The sequence below is a fragment of the Mesorhizobium sp. P160219 genome, from assembly GCF_057786095.1.
This window is the reverse complement of sequence record NZ_JBYNWG010000001.1, coordinates 6,617,013-6,630,231: the sequence shown is the minus strand read 5'-3', so window position 1 is coordinate 6,630,231 and position 13,219 is coordinate 6,617,013. Positions and strand designations below refer to the sequence as shown.

Here is a 13,219-nt window from a genome sequence, read left to right as displayed (position 1 = left end):
ACTATCTGGCGATGTCGAGGAAGGCCGCGGTTGCGGCTTTGGCAAATTCCGGATCGTTGATGTGCAACGGCAGGCGTGTGACGCGGCGCGTGGCGCTCGGCCTGATGGTGCGCTCGATGGCATCGAACAGCACGGCGTCGGCTTCGAGGTCGAAGAAGGCGCCGCCCTCGATGTCGAGTGCCGAGACGCCTTTTTCGGGGATCAGGAAATGCACAGGGCCCTCGCAGCGAGCGAGCCTGGTGCCGATCCACTCGCCTATACCGCGGCATTCATCCACCGTGGTGCGCATCAGCGTGACGTTGGGATTGTGCTCGTAGAACAGCCGGCCCCTAAACTTCTCGGGAATGGTCGGCGGCGCCCAGAAATTGACCATGTCCAGCGCGCCGACCGAGCCTACATAGGGCAGCTTGGTGCGGGCGATGGCGCCGAAGCGGTCCTCCGTCGCAGGCAGCACGCCGCCGAGCAGCAGGTCGCAGACTTCCGTCGTGGTGATGTCGATGACGCCGGCGAGCAGGCCCGAGTCCGCGAGCTTCTCCATCGAGCGGCCGCCGGTGCCGGTGGCGTGGAAAACCATGCAGTCATAGTTGGCGCGCAACTGATCCGCGATGGCGGTCACGCAAGGCGTGGTGACGCCGAACATGGTGAGCCCGAGTGCCGGCTTGCCGGCGGCAGTCGGCGCCGGCTTTGCGGCCATGCCGGCGATCGCTTGCGCCGCGTTGTGCAGCACCGTGCGGGAGAGCCGGTTCAGTCCCGCCATATCGGTGACCGATGGCATCATGATGATGTCGGAGACGTCGACATAGGGCGCGGTGTCGCCGGAGGCGAGCGTCGAGACCATGATCTTGGGCAGCCCAAGCGGCAGCGCGCGCATGCCAGCAGTGATGATCGACGTGCCGCCGCCGCCGCCAATGCCGATCACGCCTGATATGTCGTCGCGCGACTGAATGAAACCGGTGAAGGCGGCGCCCATGCCGGCCACTGCCGTGCCGCGATCATCGATGCCGAGCACGTCACTGGCTCCACCCGGATGATGCGCCGCGACCTCGCTGGCCGGGATATCGACCGGCACCGTGGCACCGCGCGTTCCGATGTCGACGCGGGCAACCGAACTGCCCGTGGCGGCAATAGCATCGGCCAGGAAGGCAAGTTCCTCGCCCTTGGTGTCGGCTGTGCCCACCACGTAGATGCGCTTCATCGCGTTTCTCCCGTCATCGGCCGACCGGCGCCGGACCGCCTGTCGCCCTTTGCCGGCCTTTCGGTGGGCAAAGGTCATTGCAATTTTTTGAGACGCGCGTATCGTATTGACATGGATGTCTCACGTCAACAAGCCGCTGGGAGCGACGACGCCAACGAGGCTGCCGAACGCGGCCCACGGGCCCGCACAAAACGGCTGATGCTGAAGACGGCGACTCGGCTGATGCAGGCGGGCGTCACCCCGTCGGTCAGCGAAGTCGCGGAGGCGGCGCAAGTGTCGCGCGCCACCGCCTATCGCTATTTCCCCAGCCAGGCAGCCCTGGTGCAGGCGGTGGTCGACGAGGGGCTTGGGCCGATCCTGACCTGGCAATCGACGTCCACCGATGCCGGGCGGCGCGTTGCCGAATTGTTCGATACCGCCATGCCGCGCATCGAAGCTTTCGAGGCAACTTTCAAGGCAGCGCTGAAACTGTCGCTCGACCAATGGGCGCAGCGGCAGGCGGGCACGCTGGGCGGCGAGCCGCAATTCACGCGCGGACATCGCGTCCAGCTGCTGAAGGATGCCATCGCACCGCTCAAGGGCCGGCTGCCGCCGCGCGAGTTCAAGCGCCTGGCGCAGGCGCTGTCGATGATGTTCGGCGTCGAAGTGCTGATCGTGCTGAAGGATATATGGGGGCTCGATAGCCGCGGCATGCGGTCGGTCGCGCAATGGGCGGCGGGCGCCCTTGTGCGCGCCGCGGTGGCGGAATCAACGGCTGAAATCGATGCGGCCCCGACAGCGGCATTGGCGAAATAGCGCCAATCTGGTTCGACCAGATTTGGATGCCCACTATTGATGTTAACCGGGATGGCAGTGCCGAAACAAGGCTCTCCTATATGAACGAGTAGGAAAATTCAGGGAAAACAGTCGGATACATGAAAAATCCGGTTATACAAGGTCCGGTGGTGATCCAAGAAAGAGCTTGACGGCTATCCAAAATTGGTAATACCAGATCAGGAAAGAAAAGGCGGATCGAGAATGACAGCCGCAGTCCATTTCGGCAGGGCGAGGAGAATCATACGGATGGCGCGTGTTCCGTCCGCACGAGGTGGCGCATCGTGACGCAGACGTCGCCTCGCGCCAGTGACGGCAAGGGGATTGCGCTGCGCCTCGATGGGCTCAGCAAGGCCTATGGATCCGTGCGCGCCATCAACGACCTGAGCTTCGCCGTCGACGAAGGCCGCTTCTTCGTACTCTTCGGGCCGAGCTCCGTTGGCAAGACGACGACGCTGCGCACTATCGCCGGCCTCGTCCAGGCCGACTCCGGCACGCTTGAGATCGGCGGCCGCGACATGGCCCATGCGCCGATCGCCGGCCGAGGCATCTCGATGGTCTTCCAGTCTTTCGCGCTTTACCCCCACCTCACGGTCTATGACAATCTCGCCTACCCGCTGCGCGAGGAGAAAGCCGCGCGCGCCGAGATTGACAAGCGGGTGAAAGAGACCGCCGAGATCCTGAAGCTGACACACCGCCTGAAGGCCAAGCCGGCAACCCTGTCCGGCGGAGAGCAGCAGCGCGTCGCGCTCGGCCGCTCCCTGATCCGCCGGCCAAAGATTCTTCTGCTCGATGAGCCGCTCACCAATCTCGACGCCAAGCTTCGGCACGAGACGCGCGCCGAGCTGAAGCGGCTGCACCGCCAGTTCGGCATGACCGTGATCTATGCCACGCCCGACGAGCTCGAGGCTCTCTCGATGGGCGAGACGATCGCCGTCATGCGCGATGGGGGCATCGTCCAGATCGGCACGCCAGACGAGCTTTACGAGCAGCCGATCAATACCTATGTCGCCAGCAAGATCGGCTCGCCGCACATGAATCTGTTCACGGCCTCGGTGCGCGCCGACACCAGATCTTTCGACACGCCGCTCGGGACTCTGGTTCCGGCGACGGCGCCAAAGACTGCCGATGCCAACGAGGCCGCGCTGATCGGCATTCGCCCGAGCGACATTCGGCTCGCCGCCAAGGGCGAAGCCGGGGTTGCCTCGAAGGTGCATCTGGTCGAACCGCTCGGCGACATAACGATCGTCTCGGTCGAGGCCGGCGGCGAGATGTTGCGCATGGTGCTGCCGGAAGCGATCGCCGCCAGCATCAGGACCGGCGATTCGGCATCGATCGCCATCGATAACAGGAAAATCCACGTCTTCCGCGCCGCGAGCGGCCAGGCAATGACCTGACTCGAACGGCGAGAAGCAATCCGGTTAACCAAGGGAGGAAACGCGAATGACGGCGATGACCAAACTGAAAGGGCTAGCGACAGCCGCAAGCTTCGCTGCCACACTACTGGTGGGAGGCGTGACCTATGCCTCTGCCGAAGAAGTGACGTTGACGATGGCGGTGCCGGATTGGCCCCCGACCCGCATTATGAAGAAGTTCTTCGACGAGCAGTACAAGCCGAAGTCTGGCAATACTGTGAAGCTCGATGTGGACTTCATTCCGTGGCCGGATTTCTACACCCGCGTCAACGCCTCGTTGACCTCGGGCGAAAAGAAGTACAACTTCATCGTGTCGGACTCGCAGTGGCTGGGCGCCTTCGTCGAAGGCGGCTACTTCCGCAAGATCAACGATCTCATCGATGCCGACCCGGAACTCAAGGCGACGATGGAGTCGATGCATCCCGCCGTGCTCAACGCCTACTCGACCTATCCCAACAGCACGCCGAACTACTACGGCTTCCCGCAGTTCCCGGACGTGCTGGTCACCTACGGCCGCAAGGACGTGCTCTGCAACAACGACGAGCAGGCCGCCTACAAGGCGAAGTACAATGAGAAGCTGCCCTGCACCGGCGAAGAAATCGACGCCATGGACTGGAACACGTTCGAGCATGTTGGCGAATTCTTCCAGCGCAAGAAGGGCGACAAGCTCGCCGGCCAGGTGCTGGATGACGATTTCTATGGCATCGCCTATCAGGCAGGCAAAGGCTACGACTTCTCGACGAGCTCGGTCCACACGTTCGTCTGGGAGCATGGCGGCGGCATCTGGGATGAAACCAAGGCCCCGACCGGACATGCCGAAGGCGTCGTAAACTCCCCGAAGTCCATCGAGGGCATGGAGCATTTCCTCAAATTGCTGAAGTTCATGCCGCCGGTGGTCAAGACCGGCACCATGGACATCTTCGTCTCGGACCAGTTGTTCCGTGAAGGCAAGGTGGCCATGAACATCGACTGGATCGGTCTCGCCGAAGCCTCGCTCGATCCCAAGACGTCGAAGGTTGCCGACAAGCTGGTGTTCGGATTGGCGCCAGGCCTGCGCGGTGCCGACGGCAAGGTGAATCGTACGTCACAGATCGGCGGACAGCCTTTCGTTCTCACCACCTGGACGACGCCTGAGCAAATCAAGGAAGCGGTTGGCTTCGTGAAGTGGTGGCTCTCGCCTGATATCCAGCACCAGTTCGCCGCCGGCGGCGGCCAGTCCGCGATCAAGTCGGTCTACAGCGATCCGAAGTATGTGACCTATCGTCCGTGGGACCGCGCCTGGGCGAACTCGCTCGACTGGCAGAAGGACATGTGGCACGTGCCGCAGTTCTTCGAACTGCTCACCCAGCAGCAGGACCAGTACGACCTAGCCATCACTGGCAAGCAGGACGCCAAGACCACCTTGGATAACATCGCCAAGTTCCAGGAGGACCTCCTGAAGAACGATGGTCTTATCCAGTAACCTTCCGACATAGCTGCGGGGAGCGGGCAAAAGCCGCTCCCCGTCATTGCCACTTCAGGCGCTCCATATTTCGGACTCCCATGACCGCTGTTTCAAGCACGCTGCTGACACCACGCCTTACCGCGGTTGTTGCCCACAACTGGAAACTCGCCATCGCTGTCGCTGTCGTCGTGTCGGCCATATCAATGGCGGGCTTGCCTGCGGCTGTCTCCTTCTGGGTGGTGGGCGCCGCGGTGGCGTTGGTCGCGGCCGCATTTACCGTCAACGCGTATCGCCGCCACTACTTCGGCGCCTTGCTGGTCGCTCCGGCAATCGCCGTTCTGTTTGTGATGAATATCTTCCCCCTGCTGTGGTCGCTGGGCCTTTCGTTCTTCGCCTACCAGGCAAACCAGCAGACGATCCGCTTCGTCGGACTCGGGAACTACATCCGGATCCTTACCAACGATCTCGCTGCTCACGCGACTTGGGGCGCGCTGATCAATACCGCCATGTTCGTCGTGTTCACCGTCTCCGCGCAGATGATCGTCGGCTTTCTGCTGGCCATCCTGTTCGCCAAGCAATTTCCGCTGCGCAAGTATTTGTTGATCCTGGTGCTGACACCGATGATGCTTTCGGTTGTCGCCTCTGGCGTGTTCTTCACCTACTACTATGACCCGACATTCGGGATTCTCAGCTACGTCATCAATTCCATCTCCGGCAACCAGTTCATCCTGATGAGCAACAAAGTCGGTGCCGTGGCGGGAATCGTTTTCGCCGACGCATGGATGTGGTCGCCCTTCGTCATGCTCCTTGTGCTGGCGGGCCTCGTCTCGGTGCCGAAATACCTTTACGAGGCCGCTGCCATCGACCGTATTTCCAGCTGGCGGCAATTCTGGATGATCACCTTCCCCTACATCCGCGGCCTTCTGATGTTGGCCCTTCTCTTCCGCACCATCGAGGCATTCAAGCTGGCGGATCTCGTCATCCTCCTCACCAAGGGCGGCAACGACACGCTGACGATCTCCTATCACTTGATCCGCATCGCCAACGAGCAGAACAAGACGAGTGAGGGCGCGTCGATCTCCTATCTGATGCTGTTCATGGTGATCGTTCTCACCAACCTCTACCTGTACCTCGCAAACCGCCGTACGCAGGGAGCCTAACCCGTGACCGAATCGATATTGGGAAAGCTCGGCTTCCGCAGGGCCAGCGGAGTAGACGAGGCCGGCTGGGGGCGGACGCTCGCCGTGGCCGTCGTCGCCTTTATCTATTTTCTGCCGGTGCTGTTCATCATATTCACCGCCTTCAAACCGCAGGGCGACGCGCTTCTGGTGCCTCCGACGCTGTCGCCCACGTCGCTGTTCGGCTTGATTCCGGATCATTTTGTGTTCAAGCCCACGCTCGAAAATTTTGGGTCCGTCTTTTCTCGCTCGATGACGTCGGGCGGTGCCCCGGAAGCGACAGGATTCGACCGTTATTTCTTCAACTCGATCTTCATCGCCTCGGCTTCGGTGCTGCTGGCGCTGGTCATCGGCACCCTGGCGGCCTTCGGCTTCTCGCGCTATCCGCTGAAAGGCAATGACACCTACCTGTTCATCATCCTGACCACGCGCATGCTGCCGGCGATTGTGGTGATCATTCCGGTGATCCTGATGTTCCGCGTAGTGGGCCTGTCGGGCTCGTATCTCGGCATCATCATGCTCTACACCGCCTTCAACCTGGCCTTCACCATCTGGATGATGAAGAGCTTCTTCGATGAATTGTCGCCAGACGTCGAGGATGCCGCCCGCCTCGACGGATCGTCCGGAATGCGGGTGTTCTTCAAGATTTGCCTGCCCCAGGTCATTGCCGGGCTCGCCGCCACGTTCGTGTTCGGCCTGATCCTCACCTGGAACGAGTTCCTCTTCGCCCTCTTGCTCTCGGGGCCCGACACGAGGACGGTCCCGGTCGCCATGAACCAGGCCGTGTCGTCGGGTGGACGCGGCACCGACTGGACTTTGCTTGCCGCCATCGAAACCCTGTTCCTCGTCCCAGTCTTCCTGGTCACCTTCTTCTTGCAAAACCATCTGTTGCGCGGTGTTACCTTCGGCACGGTGAAGCGCTGAGATGTCAACCATCGAACTCCGCAAAGTCACCAAGCGCTTCGGCTCCTTCACCGCGGTCAAGGACGTTGACCTGTCGGTGGCCGCCGGTGAGGTCGTCTGCCTTCTCGGCCCGTCCGGCTGTGGCAAGACGACGACCTTACGCGTCATCGCCGGGCTGGAAAGCGTCACTGACGGCGAGGTCGTCGTCGCCGGCAAGGTGATGAACAAACTGCCGCCCGAAAAGCGCGACATCGCCATGGTGTTCCAGTTCTACGCGCTCTACCCGTCGGCATCGATCGCCGAGAACATCGCCTTCCCGCTCTATCATGACGGCATTTCCGGGGCTGAGCGGACTGCCCGCGTCAACCGCGTCGCCGCGATCCTTCACTTGGAGCACGTTCTCGACCGGCTGCCGAACCAGATATCCGAGGGCGAAAAGCAGCGCGCCGCCATGGCCCGCGCCATCGTCCGCGACCCCAATTGCTTCCTCTTCGACGAGCCCTTGTCGCGTCTCGATGTCGAACTGCGCCAAACCATGCGTGGCCAGATCAAGGAAGTGCTGCAGGGCCTCTCCAAAGCGACCGTGATCGTGACCCATGACCAGCTCGAAGCGCTCACCATGGCCAACCGCATCGCCATCATGAAGGACGGCCTGATCGAGCAAGTCGGCTCACCGCACGAGGTATTTGCCAAGCCCGCCAATGCTTTCGTGGCGAGCTTCATCGGCACGCCGCAGATGAATCTTCTCGAGGCCGACCTCAAGGCCTTCGCCGATGGCACGGCGGACATGACCGTGGCCGGCATTAGTCTGGCGATCCGCACGGACGCGGCGGTCGCGCGCCTGCAGCCCGGCAAGGTGACGATCGGTGTCCGCCCCCGTGCTTTCACCGTGACCGATACGGGGGACCGTGGCACCATCTCCGCCAGAGCCGAGCTCATCGAGCCCATGGGCGCCGAAACCCTTATTCATGCCCGCACGGCGGCAGGCGCCGACATCCGCGTCGTGGTGACGAGAAGCCAGTGGGTCAAGGTCGGCGAGGCGCTGAATCTACGCCCCGATCCCAGGCAAACCCATGTCTTCGATGGCGCCGGAAAGGCGGTGCGGTCATGAGCGACAGTTCTTCCGGCATGAGCCGCGCCGGCGCGTTCCGCCTCGAGCTCTTCATCATTGGCCTCGGCGTCTTGGCGCTGGTGCTGATCTTTCAACCCTTTTCCATCGGCCTGTACGCGGTCGGCAGCGGTCTCGTGGTGCTTGCCGGGCTCATCAACAACCTGCTGCCGTTGGCCCAGCCGGGCGTCAAGGTGCGCAGTGTGGTGACCGTAGCGCTGGTCGTGGCGCTGGTCTTCTGCATTGCGCTGCTGGTATCGATCACGGCGGCGCATCTCTACGGCGTCTTCTTCCTCAATCCACCGGACCCCAACACTCTCGCCGGCAAGGCGCAGCTCGCCACGCCGCCTTTCTACAAGCAGGCTTTCGTGTGGGAAATCGCCGCCGCGGCGGTGATTCTCGCGCTGATCGTCACCGCTCTCAACAAGACAGCGCGATGATCAGCAGCTGACGCTATCCGGCAGGTCGCGCTCGCGCCCGTCCGCGACGGTCGGTGTGCGTCGCCCTCTCAACTCTCACGCCGTCATCCTCCGGCTTGACCGGAGGACCCGACGCCGAGATCAAGGATCGTGTCGACCGCGCCGCCAAAACACTCAGGATCGAACATCTGCTCGACCGCAAGACCGACCGCCTTTCAGGCGGCGAAATGCAGCGCGTTTCGATCGGGCGCGCCATCGTGCGCAAGCCGCGCGTGTTCCTGATGGACGAACCGCTGTCGGCGCTCGACGCCAAGCTGCGCGAGGCGCTGCGCACGGAACTGAAGAACCTGCAGATCCAGCTCGGCGCCACCTTTCTGTTCGTCACTCACGACCAGATCGAGGCGATGTCGATGGGCGACAAGGTGGGCGTGCTCAACCATGGCCGCATCATCCAGACCGGCACGCCGCACGAGATCTACAACAATCCGCGCGATACCTATGTGGCCAGCTTCGTCGGCTCGCCGCCGATGAACCTGATCGATGGCAAGCTGGTCAACGGCCGCGCGGTGATGGCGCCGCTGAATTTCGAACTGCCTTTCTCTGGGGGTGCCAAGGCGGGCGGTGCGACCGACGGTCGCCCGCTCGTCTTCGGTATTCGACCTGAGGATGTGTATCTTGAAAGCGGTGCACCGGTCGAGGCACGCGTCCACGATGTCGAGAACCATGGCGTGGAAAAGATCCTGACTCTGCGGGTCGGCGACACGACGCTGCGCGCCACGGTGCCGGCCAGAACCGATGTCCAGATGAGCAGCCGGTGCGCTTTGCCTGGAATCAGGACAAGGTGGTGCTGTTCGACAAGGGCAGCGACGTGAGCTTGCGGCACGCCAGCTAGTTGCGGTCGAACGACGGCGCCGCCTGACTATTTCTGGAAGTAGGTCTCGTAAGGCGTATCGTTGATCAGCAGGATCACGCACTCCGTCTCTGAGAGGCAGGCGTCGTCGTGCATCTCGTTGGCCTTCTGGGTCCAGTAGGATCCCGGCGGCAATTCGACCTTCGTCGCTTCGCCGCCGTCCATTTGCCAATGCGCCCACAGTCCCTTGATGACCACCGCGCGATAGTCGGCGGTGTGCGCATGAACCGACGCGCGCCAGTTGCCGGGAACTTTCAGCAAGGTGCCCGCCGGGCCTTTGGCCCGGTCACCCCACAACGGGCCAAGGCGATGCGGCTGGTCTGGCACTTCGGCGACATAGGGGATCTTGTCGGCCGGGAGATAGCTGTCCTCGAGGGCAAAGGCGCGAGCGGGAAAGACGCAAGAAACGGCGAGCGCCAGAAACGCGCCGTCTTCGGCGGCCTGGTGGTCGACAATGCCGGTGTGGCCAGCGCCTTCGCCTATTGTGGCGCTGCGACCTTGCTGGCGGCGATCGTTGTGTTCGCGCGCGGCCCTAAGCGCGTCGAATAGCCGATAGCCATCCTTGGCTGAAGCAGCGGGCCCGAGAACTATCAAGGTTTTCGGGGCGTTGCTTTTGTGGTGAGAGGCCACCGTAGGGTCAGACCGCGCGGCCGTCGAAGTCGAAGACCGGCAGGCCGGTGGGATCGAAATCGGCGACGCAGTTGAGGTTGATGTAGGCGCTGCGTTCGCTGCCCTGACTGACATCCTCGGCAAAGGGATGGATGCCGCAGGTGCGGCAGAAGCGATGCGCCATTGCATGATTGCCGAATGTGTAGGTGCCTAGATCGTCGCCCCACGCCAGCACCGTCAGGCTGTCATGCGGGATGGCGGCCAACAGCGCGCCCTTGCGCGAGCAGATCGAACAATTGCACCGCACGGCGCCGGTCAGCTGCGCCTTGAATTCGAACGCAACCTTGCCGCAGTGGCAGCTGCCTTTGTACAGCATCAGTCCCTTCCTATCGCTGGCAGGTGCAAAGGCACGCTGTCCGGGCTATTCCTTCCGCTGACCTAGCGGCCCATATGCCTTAAAGACGCTCCACCTTGACGGAATCCGACATCGACATGCAATCAATCCGCGATCGTCTCGAGATCATCCTGTCACGTCTTGCCAGTTGCGCGGCAGGCGAGAAGGTGTTCACCAAACTCTATGCCGAGGCGGCGCGCGCAGCGGCCGAGGCCACCGATGCGCGCAAGAAGGCCGGCGTATCGCTCGGGCCGCTCGACGGCACCATCGTGTCGATCAAGGATCTGTTCGATGTCGCCGGCGAGCCGACCACGGCCGGGTCGCTGATGCTGAGGGACACCGCGCCCCGTCGGCACGACGCTGCGGTCGTCAGCCGTCTGCGCCAGGCCGGCGCCGTCATCATCGGCAAGACCAACATGACCGAATTCGCCTTCACCGCTATCGGCGACAACATGCACTACGGCACACCGGGCAATGCCGCCGACACCAGCCGCATTCCAGGCGGTTCGTCGTCGGGCGCCGCCGTGTCCGTTGGCGAGGGGACGAGCGACATTTCCATCGGCTCCGACACCGGCGGTTCGGTGCGCATCCCGGCATCGCTGAACGGCGTCGTCGGTTTCAAGCCGACGGCGCGGCGCGTGCCGCTGACTGGTGCCTATCCCCTTTCCGCGACGCTGGATTCGATCGGGCCGCTGGCGCTGAGTGTTGCTGCGTGTGCCCTGGCTGACGCCGCGATGACGGGCGAGCAGATGCCGCAACTGCCCCTGCCGTTAGCGCTTGCCGGGCTTCGTGTCGGCATTCCGCGCGGCCTGCTTTTCGAAGACACGGAAACGGAGATTGCCGCCGCGTTCGATCGCAGCCTTGCCGGGATCGAGCAGGCAGGCGCGTGGCTCACGGACATTTCGATCGACGACCTCATTGCCGATCTGCGCCTGGCCACCAAACGCGGCTCGATCGCGGCCATGGAAGGTGCTGAAATCCATGCCGACTGGCTGGCGACGGGCGCATCGGTGCCGGTCGATCCCCATGTCAGCGGGCCGCTGTCGCGGGCGGCGGCCATACCGACGCCGGTTTATATCAGGGCAATGCGTCGTCGCGCGGCACTGTGCATAGCCATGGACGAGCGGTTGGGTTCGGTCGATGTGCTGGCTCTGCCGACCACGCCGGTGACAGCGCCGACTATCGTTTCGATGGCCGAGGATACGGCTCTGCGTGAACGCACCGAAGGTCTGCTGCTGCGCAATACCCAGGTCGCCAACCAGTTCGACCTCTGCGCGATCTCGCTGCCGATGCCCGGCATGACGCTGCCGGCCGGACTGATGCTGGTGGCGCGCAATGGCCACGACCACCATCTGCTGCGCATCGCGGCTGAAGTCGAGCGGCTGCTCCGATAGGCAGCGAGCCGTAGGTCGGCAGTCAACGTGCCGCGCAGCGCTTGCGCTCGCTTTTCTTGGAGGAGCGTTCGATTTTGGTAACGACCAGCATCGGCGGATCGTTCGGCTGGCCGCGATGCTGGATCGATCCTCGGACGACGAGTTTTCCAGCATAAAGCTTGTCGGAGAGGTCAGGTGCCGATCTGTCCAGCGGCGGCAATTCCGTAGTGTTGAGCTCCACGCCTTTAACGACATTGCCGGTGGTCAGATCCAGCGCATTGCCTGACGGGCAGGGCGCCATCATGCAGACGATCCCATTGCTGCAATAGACATAATCGCTGCTTTGTGCCGCCGCGAGCGAAGGTAAGGCCACGATCGACGACACTGCGAGAACCAGAGATGCGAAGCGAAAACCGGACATGGTTCACGCGTCCGCCGGGAACCGTCTGCGGTAATGCTCGACCACGTCGGGATTGCGCAGATTGACAGGCAGCCGGTTGGCCAGCACCAGCAAGGTCTCGCCGGCCGCGCCCACGCCCATGCGCATCATCGATTGCTCGGTAATCCCCGCCATATGCGGGGTGACGATAACATTGTCGAAACCGAAATAGGGATGGTTTGCCGGCAGCGGCTGCGTGGCAAAGACGTCGAGTGCGGCGCCGCCGATCCGGTCTTGGCGCAAGGCCTCGATCAGCGCCTCGTCGTCGATCACCGGTCCGCGCGAAATGTTGATCAAAAGCGCGTCCGGCTTCATGCGGGCAATGCGTTCGCGGCTGATCAGGCCGCGCGTTTCCGGCGTCAGCGGGCAGCAGAGCACGATGATGTCGCTCTGTTCGATCAGCGCATCGATCGACAGGAAGCCGATCCTGTCGGGTGCCGGCTGCATGCTGCGGGTCGTCGCCACGACGTCGAGGCCGAAGCCGTGCGCGGCGATATGGGCGACCGCCTGACCGATGGCGCCGAAGCCGATGATGCCGATGGTCTTGCCGGCAAGCTCGCTGGCATGGCTGGCGTGGTCGCGGCCGGCATTCCAGCCCTTGGCGCGCAAGTCGCGGTCGACCGAACGGAAGCGCCGAAGCAGGGCAAGGGCCGCGAACATCACATATTCAGCGACCGAACGCGCATTGACCGCCGGCACGTTGGCGACCAGCACGCCGGCCACGGCCGCGGCCTCCATGGGCACCATGTCGAGCCCGGCACCGTGGCGGACCGCTGCTCTGAGTTTCGTGGCGTTTTCGAACAGCGACGGCGGCAGCGGTGCGCGAACGATGATGACGTCGGCATGCTTCGCCTCGGCGGTCAGCGTTGCCGCATCGAGCGCTGAGGCGACGACGAGTTCACCGGCGCCCGCCAGCATTGCGGAGGCACGCGGATGCAGCGTGTGCGTCGACAGGATTCTGGGCATGGGGCTCTCGTGTTTGTCGCAAGCGAAAGCGCTGCGCGCTTTCCCGGGAAAAC

At 63.0% G+C, this 13,219-nt stretch carries 13 protein-coding genes and 1 pseudogene; 9 read left to right on the top strand and 5 right to left on the bottom strand.

Features of this window, described 5'->3' with window-relative positions; all coding sequences use genetic code 11:
• Position 1: 1 nt before the first annotated feature.
• Positions 2 to 1,195 (bottom strand): Tm-1-like ATP-binding domain-containing protein, encoded by a 1,194-nt coding sequence (locus AC3EMP_RS32125; RefSeq protein ID WP_352597410.1) that lies wholly within the window; start codon positions 1,193 to 1,195, stop codon positions 2 to 4.
• Positions 1,196 to 1,306: 111 nt separating this feature from the next.
• Here AC3EMP_RS32125 and AC3EMP_RS32120 point away from each other — a divergent pair, with 111 nt between their 5' ends.
• The 8 genes and pseudogenes from AC3EMP_RS32120 to AC3EMP_RS32085 all read left to right on the top strand — a co-directional run.
• The gene (locus AC3EMP_RS32120) at positions 1,307 to 1,990 is read left to right on the top strand and encodes a TetR/AcrR family transcriptional regulator (RefSeq protein WP_023828301.1); all 684 of its coding nucleotides are present in this window, start codon (positions 1,307 to 1,309) and stop codon (positions 1,988 to 1,990) included.
• 302 nt (positions 1,991 to 2,292) lie between these two features.
• The gene (locus AC3EMP_RS32115) at positions 2,293 to 3,405 is read left to right on the top strand and encodes an ABC transporter ATP-binding protein (RefSeq protein ID WP_031237758.1); all 1,113 of its coding nucleotides are present in this window, start codon (positions 2,293 to 2,295) and stop codon (positions 3,403 to 3,405) included.
• 46 nt (positions 3,406 to 3,451) lie between these two features.
• On the top strand, positions 3,452 to 4,885 hold the full coding sequence (locus tag AC3EMP_RS32110; RefSeq protein ID WP_023728574.1) for an ABC transporter substrate-binding protein: 1,434 nt from the start codon (positions 3,452 to 3,454) through the stop codon (positions 4,883 to 4,885).
• A gap of 80 nt (positions 4,886 to 4,965) precedes the next feature.
• Entirely contained in the window at positions 4,966 to 6,027 is a 1,062-nt protein-coding gene (locus tag AC3EMP_RS32105) for a carbohydrate ABC transporter permease (RefSeq protein ID WP_023835039.1), read from the top strand.
• A gap of 3 nt (positions 6,028 to 6,030) precedes the next feature.
• Complete coding sequence (locus AC3EMP_RS32100; RefSeq protein ID WP_023728572.1) at positions 6,031 to 6,969, top strand: carbohydrate ABC transporter permease; 939 nt, start codon at positions 6,031 to 6,033, stop codon at positions 6,967 to 6,969.
• 1 nt (position 6,970) lies between these two features.
• A complete protein-coding gene (locus AC3EMP_RS32095) occupies positions 6,971 to 8,059 on the top strand; it encodes an ABC transporter ATP-binding protein (RefSeq protein ID WP_023733630.1) in 1,089 nt (362 codons plus the stop codon).
• Positions 8,056 to 8,496 carry a hypothetical protein gene (locus tag AC3EMP_RS32090; RefSeq protein ID WP_023728570.1) on the top strand — a complete coding sequence of 147 codons (441 nt, stop codon included), beginning with the start codon at positions 8,056 to 8,058 and terminating at the stop codon, positions 8,494 to 8,496. The genes AC3EMP_RS32095 and AC3EMP_RS32090 overlap by 4 nt, the downstream gene beginning before the upstream one ends.
• Before the next feature lie 113 nt (positions 8,497 to 8,609).
• Positions 8,610 to 9,367: pseudogene (locus tag AC3EMP_RS32085) on the top strand (ABC transporter ATP-binding protein); the annotation flags it as partial.
• 27 nt (positions 9,368 to 9,394) lie between these two features.
• Here AC3EMP_RS32085 and AC3EMP_RS32080 read toward each other — a convergent pair.
• Together AC3EMP_RS32080 and AC3EMP_RS32075 are read right to left on the bottom strand one after the other, a co-directional pair.
• Positions 9,395 to 9,805 carry a DUF4437 domain-containing protein gene (locus tag AC3EMP_RS32080; RefSeq protein ID WP_352711818.1) on the bottom strand — a complete coding sequence of 137 codons (411 nt, stop codon included), beginning with the start codon at positions 9,803 to 9,805 and terminating at the stop codon, positions 9,395 to 9,397.
• A 217-nt stretch (positions 9,806 to 10,022) separates the two neighbouring features.
• Complete coding sequence (locus tag AC3EMP_RS32075) at positions 10,023 to 10,370, bottom strand: GFA family protein (protein WP_023669842.1); 348 nt, start codon at positions 10,368 to 10,370, stop codon at positions 10,023 to 10,025.
• A 116-nt stretch (positions 10,371 to 10,486) separates the two neighbouring features.
• On the opposite strand from AC3EMP_RS32075, the gene AC3EMP_RS32070 reads away from it, so the two are divergent.
• Positions 10,487 to 11,782 (top strand): amidase, encoded by a 1,296-nt coding sequence (locus AC3EMP_RS32070; protein ID WP_023728568.1) that lies wholly within the window; start codon positions 10,487 to 10,489, stop codon positions 11,780 to 11,782.
• A gap of 22 nt (positions 11,783 to 11,804) precedes the next feature.
• Here AC3EMP_RS32070 and AC3EMP_RS32065 read toward each other — a convergent pair whose 3' ends face one another.
• Together AC3EMP_RS32065 and AC3EMP_RS32060 are read right to left on the bottom strand one after the other, a co-directional pair.
• Complete coding sequence (locus AC3EMP_RS32065) at positions 11,805 to 12,182, bottom strand: hypothetical protein (protein ID WP_023692018.1); 378 nt, start codon at positions 12,180 to 12,182, stop codon at positions 11,805 to 11,807.
• Between the two features lie 3 nt (positions 12,183 to 12,185).
• Complete coding sequence (locus AC3EMP_RS32060; RefSeq protein WP_023737511.1) at positions 12,186 to 13,166, bottom strand: NAD(P)-dependent oxidoreductase; 981 nt, start codon at positions 13,164 to 13,166, stop codon at positions 12,186 to 12,188.
• Positions 13,167 to 13,219 lie beyond the last annotated feature (53 nt).